This window comes from Micromonospora sp. WMMD964 (genome assembly GCF_029581455.1).
In the GTDB taxonomy this organism is placed as follows: domain Bacteria; phylum Actinomycetota; class Actinomycetes; order Mycobacteriales; family Micromonosporaceae; genus Micromonospora.
The window spans coordinates 3,946,631-3,965,393 of record NZ_CP120860.1; the positions used below are offsets into that span (position 1 = coordinate 3,946,631).

At 70.3% G+C, this 18,763-nt stretch carries 17 protein-coding genes; 12 read left to right on the plus strand and 5 right to left on the minus strand.

The window, feature by feature from the left end; genetic code table 11:
- The first annotated feature begins 162 nt into the window (after window positions 1–162).
- Window positions 163–777: a GNAT family N-acetyltransferase gene (locus O7616_RS18065; protein WP_282303075.1), complete on the plus strand. Its 615-nt coding sequence runs from the start codon at window positions 163–165 to the stop codon at window positions 775–777.
- A gap of 35 nt (window positions 778–812) precedes the next feature.
- Here the strand turns inward: O7616_RS18065 and O7616_RS18070 are convergent, their stop codons facing one another.
- A complete protein-coding gene (locus O7616_RS18070; protein WP_282303076.1) occupies window positions 813–1,889 on the minus strand; it encodes a LacI family DNA-binding transcriptional regulator in 1,077 nt (358 codons plus the stop codon).
- 252 nt (window positions 1,890–2,141) lie between these two features.
- On the opposite strand from O7616_RS18070, the gene O7616_RS18075 reads away from it, so the two are divergent.
- The 4 genes from O7616_RS18075 to O7616_RS18090 are packed head-to-tail and all read left to right on the plus strand — an operon-like array spanning window position 2,142 to window position 6,251.
- Window positions 2,142–3,362 carry an extracellular solute-binding protein gene (locus O7616_RS18075; protein WP_282303077.1) on the plus strand — a complete coding sequence of 407 codons (1,221 nt, stop codon included), beginning with the start codon at window positions 2,142–2,144 and terminating at the stop codon, window positions 3,360–3,362.
- Window positions 3,359–4,471 carry an ABC transporter ATP-binding protein gene (locus O7616_RS18080; RefSeq protein WP_282303078.1) on the plus strand — a complete coding sequence of 371 codons (1,113 nt, stop codon included), beginning with the start codon at window positions 3,359–3,361 and terminating at the stop codon, window positions 4,469–4,471. Before O7616_RS18075 ends, O7616_RS18080 begins: the two co-directional genes overlap by 4 nt.
- A complete protein-coding gene (locus O7616_RS18085; RefSeq protein WP_282303079.1) occupies window positions 4,468–5,367 on the plus strand; it encodes an ABC transporter permease in 900 nt (299 codons plus the stop codon). The genes O7616_RS18080 and O7616_RS18085 overlap by 4 nt, the downstream gene beginning before the upstream one ends.
- The gene (locus tag O7616_RS18090) at window positions 5,367–6,251 is read left to right on the plus strand and encodes an ABC transporter permease (RefSeq protein ID WP_282260218.1); all 885 of its coding nucleotides are present in this window, start codon (window positions 5,367–5,369) and stop codon (window positions 6,249–6,251) included. The genes O7616_RS18085 and O7616_RS18090 overlap by 1 nt, the downstream gene beginning before the upstream one ends.
- Before the next feature lie 29 nt (window positions 6,252–6,280).
- Here the strand turns inward: O7616_RS18090 and O7616_RS18095 are convergent, their stop codons facing one another.
- Together O7616_RS18095 and O7616_RS18100 are read right to left on the minus strand one after the other, a co-directional pair.
- The gene (locus O7616_RS18095; RefSeq protein WP_282303080.1) at window positions 6,281–7,828 is read right to left on the minus strand and encodes an FGGY family carbohydrate kinase; all 1,548 of its coding nucleotides are present in this window, start codon (window positions 7,826–7,828) and stop codon (window positions 6,281–6,283) included.
- A 100-nt stretch (window positions 7,829–7,928) separates the two neighbouring features.
- Window positions 7,929–8,642 carry a hypothetical protein gene (locus O7616_RS18100; protein ID WP_282260215.1) on the minus strand — a complete coding sequence of 238 codons (714 nt, stop codon included), beginning with the start codon at window positions 8,640–8,642 and terminating at the stop codon, window positions 7,929–7,931.
- A gap of 159 nt (window positions 8,643–8,801) precedes the next feature.
- On the opposite strand from O7616_RS18100, the gene O7616_RS18105 reads away from it, so the two are divergent.
- The 5 genes from O7616_RS18105 to O7616_RS18125 all read left to right on the plus strand — a co-directional run bounded on the left by O7616_RS18105 (window position 8,802) and on the right by O7616_RS18125 (window position 13,598).
- Window positions 8,802–9,254: an OsmC family protein gene (locus tag O7616_RS18105; protein ID WP_282260214.1), complete on the plus strand. Its 453-nt coding sequence runs from the start codon at window positions 8,802–8,804 to the stop codon at window positions 9,252–9,254.
- A 163-nt stretch (window positions 9,255–9,417) separates the two neighbouring features.
- Complete coding sequence (locus tag O7616_RS18110) at window positions 9,418–10,818, plus strand: non-reducing end alpha-L-arabinofuranosidase family hydrolase (protein ID WP_282303081.1); 1,401 nt, start codon at window positions 9,418–9,420, stop codon at window positions 10,816–10,818.
- Between the two features lie 435 nt (window positions 10,819–11,253).
- The gene (locus tag O7616_RS18115) at window positions 11,254–11,868 is read left to right on the plus strand and encodes a dihydrofolate reductase family protein (protein WP_282303082.1); all 615 of its coding nucleotides are present in this window, start codon (window positions 11,254–11,256) and stop codon (window positions 11,866–11,868) included.
- A gap of 44 nt (window positions 11,869–11,912) precedes the next feature.
- The gene (locus tag O7616_RS18120; RefSeq protein ID WP_282303083.1) at window positions 11,913–12,587 is read left to right on the plus strand and encodes a hypothetical protein; all 675 of its coding nucleotides are present in this window, start codon (window positions 11,913–11,915) and stop codon (window positions 12,585–12,587) included.
- Window positions 12,588–12,713: 126 nt separating this feature from the next.
- On the plus strand, window positions 12,714–13,598 hold the full coding sequence (locus O7616_RS18125; protein WP_282303084.1) for an SGNH/GDSL hydrolase family protein: 885 nt from the start codon (window positions 12,714–12,716) through the stop codon (window positions 13,596–13,598).
- A gap of 98 nt (window positions 13,599–13,696) precedes the next feature.
- On the opposite strand, the gene O7616_RS18130 is transcribed toward O7616_RS18125, so the two are convergent.
- Complete coding sequence (locus tag O7616_RS18130) at window positions 13,697–14,413, minus strand: TetR/AcrR family transcriptional regulator C-terminal domain-containing protein (protein ID WP_282303085.1); 717 nt, start codon at window positions 14,411–14,413, stop codon at window positions 13,697–13,699.
- A 117-nt stretch (window positions 14,414–14,530) separates the two neighbouring features.
- Here O7616_RS18130 and O7616_RS18135 point away from each other — a divergent pair, with 117 nt between their 5' ends.
- Both O7616_RS18135 and O7616_RS18140 read left to right on the plus strand, forming a co-directional pair.
- A complete protein-coding gene (locus tag O7616_RS18135; RefSeq protein ID WP_282303086.1) occupies window positions 14,531–15,511 on the plus strand; it encodes an NAD(P)-dependent alcohol dehydrogenase in 981 nt (326 codons plus the stop codon).
- A 91-nt stretch (window positions 15,512–15,602) separates the two neighbouring features.
- Window positions 15,603–17,027: a serine/threonine-protein kinase gene (locus tag O7616_RS18140; RefSeq protein ID WP_282303087.1), complete on the plus strand. Its 1,425-nt coding sequence runs from the start codon at window positions 15,603–15,605 to the stop codon at window positions 17,025–17,027.
- A 336-nt stretch (window positions 17,028–17,363) separates the two neighbouring features.
- Here O7616_RS18140 and O7616_RS18145 read toward each other — a convergent pair whose 3' ends face one another.
- Window positions 17,364–18,392 (minus strand): glycoside hydrolase family 11 protein, encoded by a 1,029-nt coding sequence (locus tag O7616_RS18145; protein WP_282260204.1) that lies wholly within the window; start codon window positions 18,390–18,392, stop codon window positions 17,364–17,366.
- Window positions 18,393–18,763: the final 371 nt, after the last annotated feature.

Below are 18,763 nucleotides of genomic sequence, written 5' to 3' on the forward strand. Positions count from 1 at the left end.
GACAGATCGTGAAACGTCGATGCTGCGCGGTGCGACCGCAGCTCGGCAACGAGTTGTCGTTTCTTGCCGCGACCCGCGCGGCCTCAGGGCGTCCCGGCCGTTGCTGGGCCGCCCCACCCGAATCGGGTAGCGCCGCCCGCTCCCTCGTGGAACTGTCGCCGCGTGACTCAACCGACTCTGCGCACCGCCCGTCTGCTGATGGTCCCCCTCGCCGATCGGCACTTCGAACTGGAGGTCGAGCTCGACTCCGACCCGGAGGTGCTTCGCTACCTCACCGGGCGGGCGCGATCCAGGGACGAGGTGGCCGCGTCTCACGCGCGGAGGTTGGCGCTGTCCGGCACGGTGGACGGCCTGGGTTACTGGATGGCGTTCGGGTCCGATGGCGGTGCGCGCGGCACGGTAGCGCCGGAGCACGAGGACGAGGGCGACTTCATCGGGCTCATGATGCTTCCGCCGGCACACGGCCCCGACCAGCCTGACGATCCCACCGTCGCGGAGTTGGGCTACCGGCTCGCCCGCCGCTGCTGGCGGAGAGGTCTGGCCAGCGAGGCATCCCAGGCCCTACTGGAGCATGCCTTCGACACGGTCGGGCAGAGCCGGGTGATCGCGCAGACCATGACGGTGAACGTCGGATCTCAGGGCGTGATGAAGGCCGTCGGCATGCGGTACGTGCGCACGTACTTCCCCTCCTGGGACGACCCGATCCCAGGCATGGAATCCGGCGAGGTGGAGTACGAGATGACCCGTGAGATGTGGGAGGCACATTCGACGGTGTGAGGGCGTTTCGCCGCACCACAGACCGGGCCACCCGTTCAGGACAGCTGGGCCGCCGGGTTGGTCGACTGTCGTTGGCGTACCCACGGTCGGGCGCGACCCGCGCTCCGGCGGGCGGCCGTCGAGTGGCGGACCACGAGGCGTACCGGCAGGACCATCGGCCGGCCGGCGTGCCCGGGGGCGCCCTCGATCATCGTGAGCAGGTGCCGGGTCGCCGCTGAGCCCTCCGCGTAGAACGGCGCCGCGACAGTGGTCAGCCCGGGTGTGACGATGTCGGCGGCGAGGGTGTTGTCGAAACCCACGATGCTGACGTCGCCCGGGACGTCGACACCCATCCGGGTGAGGCCGCGGATGAGCCCGATCGCCATCTGGTCGTTGAAGGCGAGGACGGCGGTCGCGGGGCGGGCGCGTAGTTCCTCGGCGGCTCGCTCGCCGCCCTCGATGGTCGGGCTGAACGGGCCGATCTGACGTACCTTGATCTCCAGCTCCATGCCGGCTTCGAGCAACGACCGCCAGCGGATGCCGTTCGGCCAGGACGCCTGCGGCCCCGCGACGTAGGTGATGTGGTCGTGGCCCAACTCCCCGAGGTGCTCGGCCGCCCGCCGAACCCCACGGGGGTTGTCGGTCACGACGCAGGGCACGTCGGCGACGGCCCGGTTGAGGACCACCACCGGCCGCTGCTTGGCGAACATCCGGATCGCCGAGTCCGACATCCGGCTGCTGGCCAGCACGATGCCGTCGACCGTCGACATGGTGCGTTCGATCGCCGCCCGCTCCAGCCGGTCGGACTCCTGGGCGTCGATGAGCACCGTGGTGTACTCGTCGTGCATCGCGGTCTCCTGCGCCCCGCGCACGATCCCGGCGTACACCGGGTTGGTGATGTCGGCGATGACGAGCGCGATCATCCGCGTGCGGGACGTGGTGAGGGCGCGGGCCAGCGGGTTGGTCCGGTAGCCCAGCCGCTCGGCGACCTGCCGGACCCGTTCGGCGGTCTCCGAGTTGACGCGACTCGGGCGGGAGAAGGCACGGGACACCGTGGAGGGTGAGACGTCGGCCTCGGCCGCGACATCGTAGATCGTGGCTCTCTTGTCGGGCGGCCTGGTGTGGTCGGGCATCGGCATGCTCCCCCCGGCTACGCGCCGTGATCATGCTATGACGCCGGTGCGAACTCGGCAATGCCCCGGCAACATTCAGGGCCCATCAACGCGTCCACGCGAGGCAATACATGGCAACCCGTTGCCGTCGCGGCGGGCCGGCTGCCTGAATGCCATCACGGACGGCCCATGGCGGGCGGCCTGTGGGCGACCCGCCTGAGCGGAGCGTGGACCTACCTGGCCGGGCCGGGTAGCCGACGAAGGAGACGGCTGATGGGTATGACGCGGCGAGGCGCCCTCCTGGTCACGGCATCGTCGCTCCTGGTGGGCGCGGTCGGGTGCGGAGCGCCGGAGAGCCCCGGCGACACCTCGGGTGACACCTCCGGTGAGGTGCCGCAGCGACCCGGCCGGGCGGTGACGCTCAACGTGCTCGACGTGGCCGGCAACCTGCAGCTGACCCAGGGCATGATCGACGAGTTCGTGTCGAAGAACCCCGACGTGATCTCCCGGGTGACGTACTCGAAGGCACCGGCGCCCGAGCTGGCCGGCAAGATCAAGGCCCAGCAGGGTGCGGACCGGGTGGACATCGGTCTGGTGTTGACCGGCGTCGACGGCCTCGCCGCCGGGATCGAGCAGGGGCTCTGGGTCGACGTGCTGCCGACGTTCGCCGACCGTCTCGGTGGGATGCGGAACTACCTGGAACCGGCCGCCGCGATGCAGCAGCTCGCCGGCAACGCCGGTGTCACGGTCACCTACTACCCGTCCGGGCCGCTGCTCGAATACCTGCCGTCACGCCTCGCGACGCCGCCCACCACCGCGCAGGCGCTCCTCGCCTGGGCCAAGGCCAACCCCAGGAGGTTCCAGTACGCCCGGCCCGCCAACTCCGGTCCGGGGCGTACGTTCCTGATGGGGTTGCCCTACATCCTGGGCGACACGAACCCCAAGGACCCCACCGCGGGCTGGGACAAGACGTGGGCCTTCCTCAAGGAGTTGGGTCAGTACGTCGACTACTACCCGTCCGGCACCACCGAGACGATGAAGAACCTCGCCAACGGCACCGCCCACCTGATCGTCAGCACCACCGGCTGGGACATCAACCCCCGCGTGCTGGGCACGGTGCCCAAGGACGCGAGGATCGCCACGATCGAGGGGTTCCACTGGGTCACCGACGCGCACTACGCCGTCATGCCGAAGGGCGTCTCGACCGACACCCAGGCCGCGGTGCTGGCCCTGCTGGCGTTCATGCTCACCCCCGAGCAGCAGGCGAAGGCGTACGACGAGGGGTACTTCTACCCCGGGCCGGCGGTGAAGGACGTCCAGCTCACCTCGGCGCCGCAGAAGAGCCAGGACGCCATCCGCGAGTTCGGGCGCCCCGAGTACGACGCGCTGATCGCCGGTAGCCCCACCGAGGTCCCGCTGGACGCGAAGAGTCTCGTGGCGGCGTTCAACCGCTGGGACCGGGAGATCGGCGGCGGGAAGGTCAAGCAGGGATGAGCGCCTTCTCCCGACTGCGGTTGGACGGGGTGTCCCGCGACTTCGGCGGACAGGCCGCGCTCAGCGAACTGGACCTGACCATCGAGGCGGGGGAGTTCATCGCCCTGCTCGGCCCGTCCGGCTGTGGGAAGTCGACGGCGTTGAACTGCCTGGCCGGGCTCCTGCCGTTGACGGCGGGGAGCATCTGGCAGGACGAGCGCCGGATCGACACGCTGCCGCCCGAGCGGCGCGGCTTCGGCATGGTGTTCCAGAGCTACGCGCTCTTTCCGCATCTGACGGTCCGGGCGAACATCGCCTTCGGGCTGCGGATGCGCCGGGTGCCCAAGGACGAGACGCGCCGACGTACGGAGGAGGCGGTGCGGCTGGTGCGGCTGGAGGACCACGTCGACAAGTTGCCCGGCCAGCTCTCGGGTGGTCAACAGCAACGCGTCGCCATCGCCCGCGCCGTCGTGTTCGAGCCGTCCCTCGTGCTGATGGACGAGCCGTTGAGCAACCTCGACGCCAAGCTGCGCTTGGAGATGCGTTCCGAGATCCGCCGGCTGCACCAGTCGCTCGGCCTCACCACGGTGTACGTCACCCACGACCAGGAGGAGGCACTCTCCCTGGCCGACCGGTTGGTGGTGCTGCGGGAGGGGCGGGTGCAGCAGGTCGGGTCGCCGCGCGAGTTGCACACCCGACCGGCGAACCGGCACGTCGCCGACTTCATGGGCTACCGCAACCTGTGGCCGGGCCGGGTCGACCAGGTCGACGGCGTCCGGGCCGCCGTCGAGTCGTCGGGTCACCGCCTGCTCGGCGAGGTGGTGGGGGACCTGCGCGCGGGGGCGGACGCGGTGCTCGCGGTACGCCCCGAGGACATCCGCGTCGACGGGCCCGGCGAGACCCGAAACGCCATGTCGGCCACCGTCGAGGTGGTGGAGTACCAGGGGCGTGAGGTGGCGGCCGAGGCGCGTACCGACACGGGCCTGTTGCTGCATCTGCGTACCGATCAGCGCATCGCACCGGGCGACCAGGTCAAGCTCGCCGTCGACCCGCAGCGGCTGCTGGTGTATCCCGCCGCCCCGGCGCGGCGGACCGACCGTCTCGCGGACGCCTCGCAGGCGGCGCGGTGAGCGGCACCGGGTCCGGGCGACCGCTGGCGCACTGGCGGCACCGTCTCGCCGAGCGGGGCATCGACCGCCAACTCTGGTTGCTGGTCCCGGCACTGGTCTTCGTGGTCGCCCTGTTCCTCTACCCGTTCTTCTACGGGCTGGGGCTCTCGTTCCAGCCGACCGAGGGCGGGCCGTTCAGCGACTACGCCCGGTTCTTCTCCGACGCCTACGAGCGCGGCACGATCTGGATCACCCTGCGGATCGCACTGCCGGCGGCGCTGCTGAACGTCCTCGCGGCGGTGCCGATCGCCTACCGGATGCGGGGACGGTTCCGCGCCAAGCGGCTGGTCACCACACTGCTGGTCGTGCCGATCACGCTCGGCACGGTGCTCACCGCGCAGGGGCTGCTGAATTTCCTCGGCCCGACCGGCTGGTTCAACCGGATCCTGCTGGCCACGAGCCTGGTCGACGAGCCGGTGCGACTGACCCACAACTACTGGGGCGTCTTCTTCTCCCTGGTGATCACCGGATTCCCGTTCGCGTTCCTGCTGGTGCTCTCGTACCTCTCCGGCATCGACCCCACCCTGGAACGGGCGGCCGCGACGCTGGGGGCGGACTGGCGTCGCCGGTTCACCCAAATCACCCTCCCGCTGCTGATGCCCGGCCTGGCCACGACCTTCTGCCTGACGTTCGTGCTGGCGTTCAGCGTGTTCCCGTCGGCCGTCCTGGTCGGCAACCCGGCCGGTGAGACACGGGTCATCTCCCTCGCCGCGTACCAGGCGGCCTACGAGCAGTACGACTATCCGTACGCGTCGGCCATCGCGATGATCATGGGATTCGTCGAGTTGGTCGTCATCGTGCTGGTGTTGGCCGCGCGCAGCCGCTTCTACACCGGCTCCACCGGAGGCAAGGGCTGATGGCAACGATCACCGAGGCGCCACCGGTGCCGCCCCCCGCCCGCACCGGACGGCGGCGCATCACCGCGCGACCGGCCGCCTGGATCGTGTGGGGCGTCGTCGTCTTCTTCTTCCTCAACCTGCTGGGCGTCGTCGCCTCCGTGCTGGTCAGTTCGTTCGGCCGGCGCTGGTTCGACACCTGGCTCCCGGACGGCTACACCACGAGCTGGTACGGGCGGGCCTGGGAGGAGTTCGCCCTCCTGCGGGTCATCGTCGTGACGCTGGAGGTCTCCGTACTCGTCGTGGGCCTCTCGCTGCTGATCGGCGTGCCGGCGTCCTACGTGCTCGCGCGGCGCTCGTTCCCCGGAAAAAGGCTGATCTTCCTCGTGTTCCTGTTGCCCATCCTGATGCCACCGATCACGTACGGCATCCCACTGGCGACCGTCCTCTACAAGTTCGGCCTGGCCGGCAACATGTCCGGAGTGGTGCTCGCCAACCTCGTACCCTCGGTGCCCTTCGTCATCCTGACCATGACCCCGTTCATCGAACAGATCGACCCGCGGATCGAGAGCGCCGCGCGCATGTGCGGCGCGGGCCTGCGGACGGTGTTCCTCCGGGTCCTCGCGCCGTTGCTGGTCCCGGGCATCCTCGCCTCCGCGATCCTCGTCCTCGTCCGGACCGTGGGGATGTTCGAGCTGACCTTCCTCACCGCCGGACCGGACTCGCAGACCCTCGTCGTGGCGCTCTACTACTCGATGTCGGCGTCCGGGATCCGGGCCCAGCAGTCGGTCGACGCCATGGCGGTCATCTACACCTCGATGATGCTCGTCCTGCTCGTCGTCGCCCTGCGCTACGTCAACCCGACGCAGCTCGTGGCGCGGGTCAAGGACGAGCCGGAGCACTGAGCGTCGGCGCGCCGCCCCACCCTGTCCGGTCAACCACCCACGCCGGTCCGCCGGCCGAGGTGCGGCTCGGCCGGCTCGTCGAGGATCTCACCCACCCGCCCGACGACCGCGTGGAGTGTGGGCAGCTTCGTGCGCAGACCGCGGTACACCGCGGCGTGGGCCGGGTCGACAGCGACCGGCTCGCTGCGGGTGCCCTCGGGGTCGAGCCGGGTGACGGCCTCCCGAAGGTCGGGAGCGAGACCGATCGCGAAGAGCCCGAGCGCTGCCGCGCCCAGGGTGGCGTCGTCAGCCGCGGCCTCTGACGCCCGCACCGGACAGTCCAGGACCGCCGCCATCACCTGCCGCCACAGCGGAGAACGGAACGCGCCACCGGCCAGGCGGACACTGTCGACCGGCGTCAACGCGGCCAGGCGGTCACGGACACCGCCGAGGTGCAGACAGACACCCTCGACGGCGGCCCGCACCAGGTGACCACGGGAATGCCGGCCGCGTAACCCCAGATACGCGCCCGGCGGGCCGGAGCCCTCCGGGAAGGCGCGGTCGTCCCCGAGATGGGGCAGCATCACGAGGCCGTCGCTTCCCGGGGCGATCCGCTCGGCGAGCGTCAGGAGCGCGGGCGGGGTGTCGGACGCCGCGGGATGGTCGGGCGCGAGGGCGTGACCGGCCCAGCGTACGACGTTGCCGACGGTCCGGCCGACGACCCACGCGTCCTCGGTCAACGCGCCGCAGGAGAAGCTCTCCGCCGCGTCGACGAGGGGAGCCGCGACCACCGTCCACAGGGTGCCGGTCGTCCCGAGCGTCAGGCCGCCGACGGTGCTCTCGATCGCCGCGGCGCCCAGACTACGTAACGGTTCGTCGGCCGCGCCCACCACGACGGGCGTGCCGGACGGCAGACCGACCGACCGCCCAGCCGTCGCCGAGAGCCGCAGGACGGCTGTGGTGGGCAGGACCGGGGGCAGGTGACTCTCGGACACCCCGGCGAGGTCGAGGACGGCCCGACTCCACACCCGCCGGTGGACGTCGAACAGCCCGGTGCCGGACGCCGAGGACAGCTCGGTCACCAGCGTTCCGGTCAGCCGGTGGACCAGATAGTCCTTGAGACCGACCCACCACCGCGTCGCAGTGCAGAGGTACGGCTCGTGGCGGGCGAACCACATCAGTTTGCAGAGCGGGCTGCCCGGATGCACGGGTGTGCCCGACAACCGGTGCAGCTCTCGACTCTGACCGGAGGACCGTAGGTCGCGGGCCACGTCGGCGGACCGCGAGTCGTACCTGGTGAGCAACGGTGTCACCGGCCTCAGCGCCGCGTCCAGCCCGATCAGGCCGTGCCCGGCGCAACTGAGCGCGATGGCGACGACCTCCGCGCCGGGGGTGTCGGCGACACACGCGGACATCGCCGCCAGGGTGGCCGCCACCAGGACGTCGGGCTCCTGTACCAGCCAGCCCGGTACCGGTTGCCGCAGTGGGCACTGCCGGGTCGCGACGTGCGGGGCGGTCCCGTCCAGCGAGAACGATGCCGCGCGGACGGTCGTGGTGCCCACGTCGACGGCGAGGATGACACGACGTCCCGGCCCCATGCGGCAATGGTCGAGCGGTGTTCGCCGGGTCGGCAAGCGGTTGCGCGCTGTTGTCGTCGCCCTGGCCCGTCGCCGCGACGAGCGGTAGCCTCTCGGCTGCTCAGACCAGGAAGTTCTCCCGCATCCTCGCGCCCAGGTTGATCCCACCCACGGTGCGCGGGCCGGCCGGGTCGTGCACGCTGACGGTGTTGTTGCGGCGCATCAGCTCACGTACCGCCGGTGGCAGGCGGGGCGGATCGTCCATGGCGGCGAGGACCTGCCCGGCGCTCAGGATCAGTCGGTCGGCCAGGGCGGCGGCGTCGGTGTCGACCCGTACCCGTCCGTACTCCCAGGCGGCGGTGGTGAGGTCGAGCACCTCGAACACGCGGGTCAGCAGCGGGTTCGGGTCGGTCACCCGGTCGAGTCGCGGCGCGCGGCTGCCGACCACGGTGACCGCGGCGGCCACCTGCGCGTACGGGTGGAAGCCGCTCGGCAGGGCGAACAGCGGCCAGCGCAGGGCGTGACCGGCCTCCACCCACAGCGGCCGGTAGTTGCGGCGGTGCACCAGGAGACGTCGACCCGTCCGGCGGTGGATCTCCTGAGCCTGGGCCTGAAGGTCCACGTGGGCCTCGTCGGCGACCTGGCTCACGATCCGGGCTGCCACCACCAGGCCGTCGTCGCTGTCCAGCGCTGCGGTCAGCGCCTGGACCTGGTCCGGGAACCGGACCTGCGCGTGGGCGCCGTAGCGGGACTGGGCGTCCCGCAACAGCGTCTGCTGTCGTCCCGGGTCGAGCTGGACCCGCCTACCGCCCAGCAACCGCCGGAGCCAACGCATGTCGCCTCGTTTCAGCAGAGCCGTCGTGGACGGCGGCAATGCTAGTGCCTCGTCCGTTCCTCCCTTGCGGACGGGGTGGCGGACCGAGCGTGACCACGAAGCCGACGGGGATCGGCACTCGCCGCACGATCCCGGCGAAGCCTGGGTAGTTTTCCTGTCATGAGTGAGGACACTTTCCGGTCGGTGCGGATCGAGCGCACCAGCGTGGGTAACTACGTCGCGCACAACGTCCGCGGCGGGTCGGTGTCGCTGGGCACGGGCGAGGACTCCAGCTTCACGCCGGTGGAGTTGCTCCTGGCGGCGATCGGCGGTTGCAGCGCGGTCGACGTCGACCACATCACCAGCCGCCGTGCCGAGCCCCGCCAGTTCTCCGTCGCGGTCACCGGCGACAAGATCCGGGACGAGCTCGGAGGGAACCGGATGGAGAACATCACCGTCGAGTTCACCGTGACGTTCCCGGCGGGCGCGGACGGAGATCGGGCGCGCGAGGCGTTGCCCCGCTCGGTGCAGCAGTCGCACGACCGACTCTGCACGGTTTCCCGCACCGTCGAGCTGGGCACGCCGGTCTCGGTCGCCATCGCCGCCGGCTCGGCCGGGGAAGACCCGCTCTGAGCACGTCAAGCTAGCCCGTAGAGAATTAACAACATCAATGGTTTGAGGTTATGGGAGCGCTCCCGTAACATACCTGACGCGGCCTGTTAACGCTCACATGCGCTTCACTCGCAGTGACCACCGTCAATGCATTCGGCCGCCATCCCCGTCAGGAAGGTGCTATATGACCAGATCCAGAGCTACCAATGTCGGCCTGGTCTCGGCCGGCGTTGCCCTGCTGGTGTCGTCGTCGGTCGTCGCGGCGTTGCCGGCCGGCGCCGCGGCAGCGGGTTGTTCGGTGAACTACGCCGTGGCGTCGCAGTGGCAGGGCGGTTTCACCGCCAACGTGGCGGTCACGAACCTGGGCGACCCGCTCACCAGTTGGACGTTGACGTGGTCGTACGGCGCCGGGCAGACGGTGACGCAGGCGTGGAGCACCTCGGTGACGCAGAGCGGATCGGCGGTGACGGCGAGGAACGTGAGCTACAACGGCGCGGTCCCGACCAACGGCTCGGTGTCGTTCGGCTTCAACGGCTCGTGGGCGGGCAGCAACCCGGTGCCGACGAGCTTCGCCCTGAACGGTGTCACCTGCACCGGTGGCACGACGCCGACGACCCCGCCGCCCACGACCCCGCCGCCCACTGACCCACCGCCGACGACGCCGCCCCCGACCACCACGTGTGACCTTCCGTCGTCGTACCGGTGGTCGTCGACTGGTGCGTTGGCGCAGCCGAGGTCCGGTTGGGTGTCGTTGAAGGACTTCACCGTCGCGCCGTACAACGGCCAGCAGCTCGTCTACGCCACCACCCACGACACCGGCACCAGGTGGGGCTCGATGAACTTCGGGTTGTTCTCGAACTACTCGCAGATGGGCTCGGCGAGCCAGAACGCGATGAACAACGCGACCGTGGCACCGTCGTTGTTCTACTTCGCGCCGCGCAACATCTGGGTGCTGGCGTACCAGTGGGGTGGCCCGGCGTTCTCGTACCGGACCTCCAGCGACCCGACCAACCCGAACGGGTGGTCGTCGCCGCAGACGCTGTTCAGCGGCAGCATCACGGGTTCGGGGACGGGGCCGATCGACCAGGCGGTGATCGGTGACAGCCAGAACATGTACCTGTTCTTCGCCGGGGACAACGGCAAGATCTACCGGGCGAGCATGCCGATCGGGAACTTCCCCGGCAGCTTCGGGTCGAACTACACGACGATCATGAGTGACACGACGAACAACCTGTTCGAGGCCGTCCAGGTCTACAAGCTCCAGGGTCTGAACAAGTACCTGATGATCGTCGAGGCGATCGGGTCGCAGGGTCGCTACTTCCGCTCCTTCACGGCCACCAGCCTGGGTGGTTCGTGGACGCCGCAGGCCACCAGTGAGAGCAACCCGTTCGCGGGCAAGGCCAACAGCGGTGCCACCTGGACCAACGACATCAGCCACGGTGAGCTGCTGCGGACCAGCGCGGACCAGACGATGACCGTGAACGCCTGCAACCTGCAACTGCTCTACCAGGGTCGTTCCCCCAGCTCCGGCGGCGACTACGGCCTCCTGCCGTACCGCCCGGGTCTGCTGACCCTGCAACGCTGACCGGGTTCGATCACGCTCGACCGACCCGGAACGGGCGGGCTCGGCGTCACGCCGAGCCCGCCCGCACCACGCCGAGCGCAGAAGATCCACCGGCCGCACCGGGTCCTCGCCGTACGGCCGGGGCCCGGTCGGTTCCGGCGCTGAGGCCGGCGGCGACGTCCGTGTAAGGATGGGGTGTGAGCTGCGATTCGACGATGTCGGCGGTCGATCCGACCGCTTCCCCTCTCGTGCTGACAGGGGAGGGGAGCGACGACGACGTCGTCGAGAGGACGAACGGGTCGGGGCAGCTCAAGCGGCTCGAAACCTGGTACTGGCTCGCTCCCGCGACGTCCGACTGACAAAAGCGGACACGACACGCGTCATCGGGGCAGCCGGCGGCTGACGAGTTTGGAACGATGCGCCTACCGACATCATCCGACTCGAAGGGACCCCGTGATGGCGAAGGTCATCTCCACGCTGTTCATCTCGGCCGACGGCGTGGCCGAGATCGACCCTGACTGGCACTTCCCGTACTTCGACGAGAACATGGGGCGCGCCGTCACGGAGGACTACGAAGCCGCCGACGTGCTGCTCATCGGCCGCGAGACCTACGACAGCTTCGCCGGCGCCTGGCCGGACCGGGAGGCCGCCGGTGGGGAGGACGCGCCGTTCGCCAAGCAGCTCGGGGATGTGCGCAAGGTCGTCGTCTCCCGTCAGGCGTTGGACTTCTCCTGGCGTAACTCCGAGCTGATCAAGGGTGACCTCGTCGACGCCGTCGCCGCGCTGAAGGCGGACCCGGGTGTCCGTGGCATCCTCATTCCCGGGTCCATCTCGGTGGTGCAGCAACTGCTCGCCGCGGGGCTGGTCGACGAGCTGCGCCTGTTGGTGCACCCGGTGGCGGCCCGCAAGGGACGCAAGCTGTTCGACGAGGGCGACTCGGCGTACCACCTGCGCGTGGTGGCGACGGAGACGTTCCCGACGGGTGTGCTCCGCGTGATCTACGCACCGGCCCCGGCTCCCGCCCCGACCGGCTACGACGATGTCAAGGACCAGGTGCCCGCCGGGAACTAGTCGGGCCGTCCAGTCCGTCGTACGCCCGTGTGAAGATTCGCGCCGTGACCGAATGGACGTACAACGACCGCCCCGAGGGCGTGCGGTTCCTGACCGACCGCATCCCCGAGCCGGGGCGCGGCGCGATCGAGGCCGAGCTGTGGTCCTGGATCGTGCGCGGTGAGGATGACGCGGACGATTTCGTCGACTTCTTCGACGACGACGAGGAGCGCTGCGGCGCCACCGACGACGAGCTGCGGGCGGCGCACGGCAAGGCGCTGGCTGCTCGGCGGGCGCAGCAGCGGCAGTGGGGTGAGGTGAGCGGCAACATCTCCCGGGCCTTCAGCGAGCTCAACGAGCTGGGGGTGTTGGCCCGGGAGAACTTCAGCTGTTGTGGCACCTGCGCGAGCGCCGAGATCGACGACGAGCGCGACGACTCCCGGCACTGGCGCGGGTTCCTCTGGTTCCACCAGCAGGACACCGAGTCGCTGCTCGCCAGCGAGGACGGCGAGGTCTACCTCGGCTACGGCGTCTACCCGCCGGCCGACTTCGACGAGACCGCCTACGCGCGTCTGTCCGAGGCCGAGCAGCAGGCCGGCTATCAGGCCGACCTGGAACGACTGCTGGACGACGTCGCGTTCCCGGTGCTGCGCAAGCACGGCATGCGGGTGGAGTGGAACCGCAAACAGTCCAGGCGGATCAGAGTCACCGGCGCCCAGTGGTACGCGCCGTTGGGCTGAGCGCCACCGCGTCCACCCACACCCCGAAGTCCTGTTTAGTGAGGTCCATCTATATTGACGCTCGGCGTTGGCGGGGACAGGATCCTGGCACCACCACCCCCGTGATCCCCCTCCTTGGGAGGCGCCATGACCCGTCCCCTCCTGCGGTCCGCCACCCGGCTGGCCGCACTCGCCCTGGCCACCGCCGGTGTGCTGCTCACCGTCGCCACCCCCGCCAGCGCGGCCGTGCCCACCGGCCGTTACGTCGCGCTGGGCGACTCGTACACCGCAGGCCCCCTGATCCCCACCCAGGTCGACCTGAACTGCCTGCGGTCCAACCGCAACTATCCATCGCTGGTGGCCGCGGCCGCCGGCTCGTCGTCGTTCGCCGACGTGAGTTGTTCCGGAGCCACCACTGACGACATCCTCTCCGGTGGCAGCGGTCAGTTGGGCACCGCGCTGCCGCCGCAGCTCAACGCGGTCACGTCGAGCACGGCGCTGGTGACGGTGCAGATCGGCGGCAACGACATCGGCTTCTCGGGCATCATCAGCGACTGCGCCGAGGCGAGTCTCAGCAGCCCGCTCGGGTCACCGTGCAAGAACCGTTACACCGCCGGAGGCGTCGACCAGTTGCAGGCGAGGATCGTCGCCGCGACGCCGAAGGTGACCGCCGTGCTCCAGGCCGTCCGCCGGGCCGCGCCGAGCGCGCGGGTCGTGGTGTTGGGATACCCGGCGATCCTGCCCGACACCGGTTACGGCTGCTGGCCCGTCGTCCCGATCGCCTACCAGGACGTGCCGTACCTGCGTACCGTCGAGAAGTCGCTGAACGCGATGCTGGCCGGCGTCGCGAGTGCGAACGGCGCCACCTACTCCGACGTGTACACCCCGTCGATCGGCCGCGACGCGTGCAAGGGCAGCAGCACCCGGTGGGTCGAGGGGCTGGTGCCGCAGAACGCGGCCGCGCCGTTCCACCCGAACGCCCGTGGCGAACAGGGCATGGCCACGGCTCTGCTCGCCACGCTCAACAACTGACCGAGCCCGCGAGCCGGCCCCGTCGCAGGTGGCGGGGCCGGCGCACGGGTAGCTCGGACCCGACGGTCGCCCTGGCATGGCGGTCCGCTGCGGACGTCTCAGCCGGGTCGGTGTGCGGAGGTCCAGCCGTGCCGGTGCAGCCGTTCGACGCCGTCGAGGAGCAGGTCCAGCGCGAACTCGAATTCGAACCGGTCGTCGCAGCCCTGCCCGACGACGGACGCGTCGTCGTGCGACGCCGCCGCGGCGATCTCCGCGACGTGCGGGAATCTGGCCGCGACCTCCGGTGGGAGGGCCGTCGGCGGGGTCGGGTCGGTCCGGCCGGATCGACCGGCGCGCCGGTCGGCGTCGAAGAGTTCCTGGCTGAAGCCGAGGATCCGACTGCCCATCGCGTGCATCACGTGGTGGGTCAGGTCGACGGAGAATCCGCCGGCCCGGAACGTCCCGATCATGGAGTCGAGGTAGGCGAGGATGGCCGGTGTCGCCATGTTCCGCGACTCGATCGCCAGCGGCGCCCAGGGGTGGCGTTGCAGCACCTCCCGCGCCGAGAGGATGCGTCCGCGGATCGCCCGTTTCCAGTCGGCGCCGGGCTCGGACTCGCCGATCTCGCCGACGACCACGTCGATCATGCCGTCCAGCAGCTCGTCCTTGTTGGCCACGTGCTTGTAGAGGGCCATCGGCACGACACCCAGGTCCTGCGCGAGGTTGCGCATGCTGAGGGACTCGATCCCGGCCTCGTCGGCGAGCGCGACCGCGGCGCGGAGGACCCGGTCCCTGCTCAGCGGCGTGCGGGGCAGCGTCTCCGCCTGCTCGGCCATCTCGCTCCTCGTCGTCCGGTGGAACAACCGAACCCTAAACCCCTTGACGGGTGTACGGCGTACACCTAGCCTTTGTGGTGTCAGGTGTACGCCGTACACCTAGAGAGGGGTGAAGCCATGAAGGCGATCGTTCAGGACCGGTACGGCCCACCCGAGACACTCACCCTCGCGGACGTGGACACGCCGGTGCCCGCCCCCGACGAGGTGCTGGTGCGGGTGGAGGCCGCCGCGCTCAACGCGTACGACTGGCATGCCATGCGGGGCGATCCCCGGATGGCGCGCCTGGCCCTGGGGCGGTCCCGGCCCCGGGCCCGCATCCGTGGCCGGGACTTCGCCGGCCGGGTCGAGGCCGTCGGCGCTCGCGTCCGACAGGTCAGCCCGGGCGATGCCGTCTTCGGCGACCTCGGTGACGCCAACGGCGCGTTCGCGGAGTACGTGTGCGTCCCCGAGACCCTGGTCGCGGCGAAGCCCGCGAATCTGACCCCGCAGCAGGCCGCGGCTCTGCCGCTGGCCGGTGTCACCGCGCTCATGGGGCTGGACGCCGGGGAGGTCGGGCCCGGTCACCGCGTTCTCGTCAACGGAGCCTCCGGCGGCGTCGGCACCCTCGCGGTCCAGTTGGCCACGGCGCGTGGCGCGACAGTGACGGCCGTGTGCAGCACCCGCAACGTCGACCTGGTCCGCTCCCTCGGCGCCGACCACGTCGTCGACTACACCCGCGACGACTTCGCCCACGACACCCGTCGCTACGACATGGTCTTCGACCTGGTCGGCAACCGCTCGTTGCGAGCACTTCGGCGGGTGCTGACCCCGACCGGGACGCTGGTGCTCTCCGGCGGAGGGGTGTACCGGGGAGGCAGCCTCATCGGGCCGATCGGGCTCATCGCACGCGGACGGTTGCTCGCGCCCCTCGTCCGGCACCGCATCGTCGTCCTCACGGCCGTGCCCGGTCGGCAGCACCTCGACACGCTGCGCACGCACGTCGAAACCGGCCGTGTCGCACCGGTCATCGACCGGAGCTACCCCCTGCACGAGGTGCCCCAGGCCATGCGGTACCTCGAAGAAGAGCACGCGCGGGCCAAGGTCGTCATCACCGTCTGACCGGCCACGACGTGCCGCTGCGACGTCGACCTGGGACCCGACCCGGCATCGCGGTGCTTGAGATCGGCGCGACCGGGGTACCGACAGTGTCATGCCGATTGTGGGGCAAGTCATCGGAGACCGGTACCGCCTGCTGGAGAGCATCGCCAGCGGTGGGATGGGTGACGTCTGGCGGGCGGTCGACGAGACGCTGGACCGCTGCGTCGCGATCAAGATGCTGCAACCCCGGTTGGTCACCGACGCCGGCTTCGGCGAGCGGTTCCGGCGCGAGGCCCGGGCGATGGCCGCGCTGCGGCACCCCGGCGTCGCCCAGGTCTACGACTACGGCGAGGTGTCCGAGCCCGACGCGCCGGTCCTCGCGTACATCGTCATGGAGTGTGTGCAGGGGCAACCCCTGTCGGAGAAGATCGCCGAGGTCGGTCGGCTGGGCGTGGCCGAGACGATGTCGATCGCCGCCCAGACCGCCCGTGCGCTTCAGGCCGCCCACGACGCGGGCGTCGTACACCGGGACGTCAAGCCCAGCAACCTCGTGATCGAGCCGGACGGGCACGTCGTGCTCGTCGACTTCGGCGTCGCGGTGACGCCGGAGGCGGCGAGCCTGACCGGTACGAACCAGGTCGTCGGCACCGCCCTCTACATGGCACCCGAGCAGGTGACCAGAAGCGAGATCACACCGGCGATCGACATCTACGCCCTGGGGGCCGTCGCCTACCACTGCCTCGCCGGTAGGCCGCCCCACCAGGGCGACAACGCCGTCGCGGTGGCGCTGCGGCACCTCGAAGAGGAGCCTCAGTCGCTGCCCGACGACGTCCCGGCGGCGGTCCAGCGACTGGTCGCCACCGCGATGGCGAAGGGCCCCGCCCGTCGCTTTCCGACGGCGGGAGCCCTGGCCACGGCGGCGCAGGCGCTCACGGATCAGTCCGACCAGTTGCTGCGGACCGCCGTCGCGGCACCGGTCGGAGCGCCGGCCGAGCGCACGGAGGTCCAGGGGGCGGTCGTCGGCGGGGCGGCGAAGCGATCGGGCGGTCCCGGGCCGAAGGTGCTCGCCGCGCTTGTCGGATCGATGGCCGCCGCAGCCGCCGTCCTGGTGTTCGCCGACCCCACCGGAGTCATGCCGGGCCGGACCGGGCAACCGTCGACCCCGCCCACGGTGTCGCCGACGGTGCCGTCGCAGCGAGATCCCGGCCCCGGTGGCGGCGGCGGCGAGCCGGCCACCCGCGGCTCCGCGGGCCTGCCGGTCCGGGCGACCGGCTCGGCGACCACGACCCCGACGCCCAGCGGCTCGGCCGGCGCGGAGACGCCCGAGCAGTCGACGTCGCCCGAGGAGAGCACCGAGGGTGGGGCCGAGCCCACCTCGTCCGGAAGCGCCCCAACGACGGGTCCGACGGGTGGCCCGACGGCGGCGCCGACCGAGACGTCCTCGGAGGAACCCGAGGAAGAGCCGGCGGCGGACCCGACGAAGAAGCCGTCGGCGGAGGAGTCGGCAGCGGAGACCTCATCGGCACCCCAGGTCTAGTCCTCCGGTAGGAGTCGACCGACCCGCGCCCATCGGACCCCCGCCCGTGCCCCTGCGCCTCGCGCCTCGCGCTTCCGCGCCCAAGATCCGCGCAACTGCCCGGATGTTGCTGCCTCCGGCGAGCGGGAGGCAGCAACAACCCTGATGTTGCGCGGATCTTGTGGACGTGCGCTCGGCGCGGGGCAGCCGCGTCGGTGTCCCGCGTCGGTGTCCCGCGTTCGTGTTCCGTGTTCCGTGCCCGTGTCGCGCGCATGCCGACCGGCCGGGCTGGCGACAGCGATCTGGCGTGGCGGCCTCGGCCGCCACGCCAGATCGTGACTCGGGAATTGCTCGCTGTCAGCTGGTGCGGCAGCTGACCGTCGGCCAGGTCCAGTTGCCGTTGGCCATGATCGTGATGCCGAAGTTGTTGCCGTTGCCGTTCGGCCTGGCCGTCACCGTGCCGCTGGTGCCGCTGACCGAGGCGTTCCAACTGTTCTGGATGCTCTGGCCGCCGTTGAGGTTGAGGCTGACCACCCAGTTGTTGGTGCCGCTGACCGCGACGTTCAGGTTGAACCGGTCACCCCACTGCTGACCGGCGGAGAGCACCGCGGTGCAGTTGCCGGTGCCCGGGTTGCCGGTGGTCGGCGGGGTGGTCGGGTTGCCGCCGCCGCCCTCCCAGACGTTGATGTCGGAGCTGCCCTGGCTCTGGTAGCCCTCGGTGGCCATGATCTGGTAAGCGTGGTTGCTGCCCAGGTTCAGACCGGCGCGGGCCCAGGCGTCGAAGTGGTTGGCGGTGGTGATGGTGCCACTCGACCGCTTCTGCTGGCGGACGCTCCAGTACTGGTAGAACGTCTGGGTGCCGTCGATCGACGGGGCGTTGACCCGCTGGCTGCGCAGGATGTCGTAGGTGCCGCCGTCGGTGGTGACGGTGCCCAACCGGGTGGCGCCGCTGCTCGGGTTGTAGTTGCCGAAGTTCTCCACCACGTAGTACTCGATCAGCGGGTTGCGCGTCCATCCGTACAGGGCGAGGTAGGTGTTGTTGTTACCCGGGTTGTAGCTGCCCGAGTAGCTGACCGTACGCCGGTTGCCGGTGGCCCAACCCTTGCCGCCGACCCAGTTGTTGGTGCTCCGGTCCCAACTGCTGGAGTATCGGCCGTTCTCGCGCAGCGTCATGCTGGCGTTGCCGCTGTCCTTCCAGAACGAGAAGTAGTACCCGTTGTGGGTGCCGGTGGTGTTCGAGGTGACCGTCCGGTCGGCCTCGGCGTACGCGTTGGTGGCCGTCATCGTGCCGGCCACGACCACGACAGCGGCGCACGCGGCACCGACGAGCAGCCGTAGGCGGCCGCGCCGGGATGGTGCGATAGGGATGTCGCTGGTGTCGCTCATGGGGGTGTTTCCTCCTTGTGAGAGCTGGCGGGGGCCAGCAATGCGGCACGTCTCGGCAGGCTGCCGGTGGCTGGGTGGCGGCCACTGTCGTCGTACCGCGTGGTGGTGGTGTGCCGGTCGTCCTGCACGACGACCGGAGGAGTGGGTCGCGGTGGCTGGTGCGACGGTGATTGAGCGCCGTCGATGGGGACCGTATTAACCCGGTCGTCGCCTTGTCAACAATTTCCGGAAACATGGCGGTAGGAGGGCGAGGGCCGGTGCGTTGTCGCAGGATGACGTCTCGCCAGGTCAGTAGTCGATCAGCGCAATCCGGCAGCCGTAATGATCGTTCTGGGTGCGCAGATGATCGGCCGAAAACTTCCGGACACTTT

Coding starts and splice junctions, on each gene's coding strand:
- O7616_RS18070 (WP_282303076.1), bottom strand. CDS start 1,889: ATGCCCGACCACACCAGGCCGCCCGACAAGAGAGCCACGATCTACGAT.
- O7616_RS18075 (WP_282303077.1), top strand. CDS start 2,142: ATGGGTATGACGCGGCGAGGCGCCCTCCTGGTCACGGCATCGTCGCTC.
- O7616_RS18080 (WP_282303078.1), top strand. CDS start 3,359: ATGAGCGCCTTCTCCCGACTGCGGTTGGACGGGGTGTCCCGCGACTTC.
- O7616_RS18090 (WP_282260218.1), top strand. CDS start 5,367: ATGGCAACGATCACCGAGGCGCCACCGGTGCCGCCCCCCGCCCGCACC.
- O7616_RS18095 (WP_282303080.1), bottom strand. CDS start 7,828: ATGGGGCCGGGACGTCGTGTCATCCTCGCCGTCGACGTGGGCACCACG.
- O7616_RS18100 (WP_282260215.1), bottom strand. CDS start 8,642: ATGCGTTGGCTCCGGCGGTTGCTGGGCGGTAGGCGGGTCCAGCTCGAC.
- O7616_RS18105 (WP_282260214.1), top strand. CDS start 8,802: ATGAGTGAGGACACTTTCCGGTCGGTGCGGATCGAGCGCACCAGCGTG.
- O7616_RS18110 (WP_282303081.1), top strand. CDS start 9,418: ATGACCAGATCCAGAGCTACCAATGTCGGCCTGGTCTCGGCCGGCGTT.
- O7616_RS18115 (WP_282303082.1), top strand. CDS start 11,254: ATGGCGAAGGTCATCTCCACGCTGTTCATCTCGGCCGACGGCGTGGCC.
- O7616_RS18125 (WP_282303084.1), top strand. CDS start 12,714: ATGACCCGTCCCCTCCTGCGGTCCGCCACCCGGCTGGCCGCACTCGCC.
- O7616_RS18130 (WP_282303085.1), bottom strand. CDS start 14,413: ATGGCCGAGCAGGCGGAGACGCTGCCCCGCACGCCGCTGAGCAGGGAC.
- O7616_RS18135 (WP_282303086.1), top strand. CDS start 14,531: ATGAAGGCGATCGTTCAGGACCGGTACGGCCCACCCGAGACACTCACC.
- O7616_RS18140 (WP_282303087.1), top strand. CDS start 15,603: ATGCCGATTGTGGGGCAAGTCATCGGAGACCGGTACCGCCTGCTGGAG.
- O7616_RS18145 (WP_282260204.1), bottom strand. CDS start 18,392: ATGAGCGACACCAGCGACATCCCTATCGCACCATCCCGGCGCGGCCGC.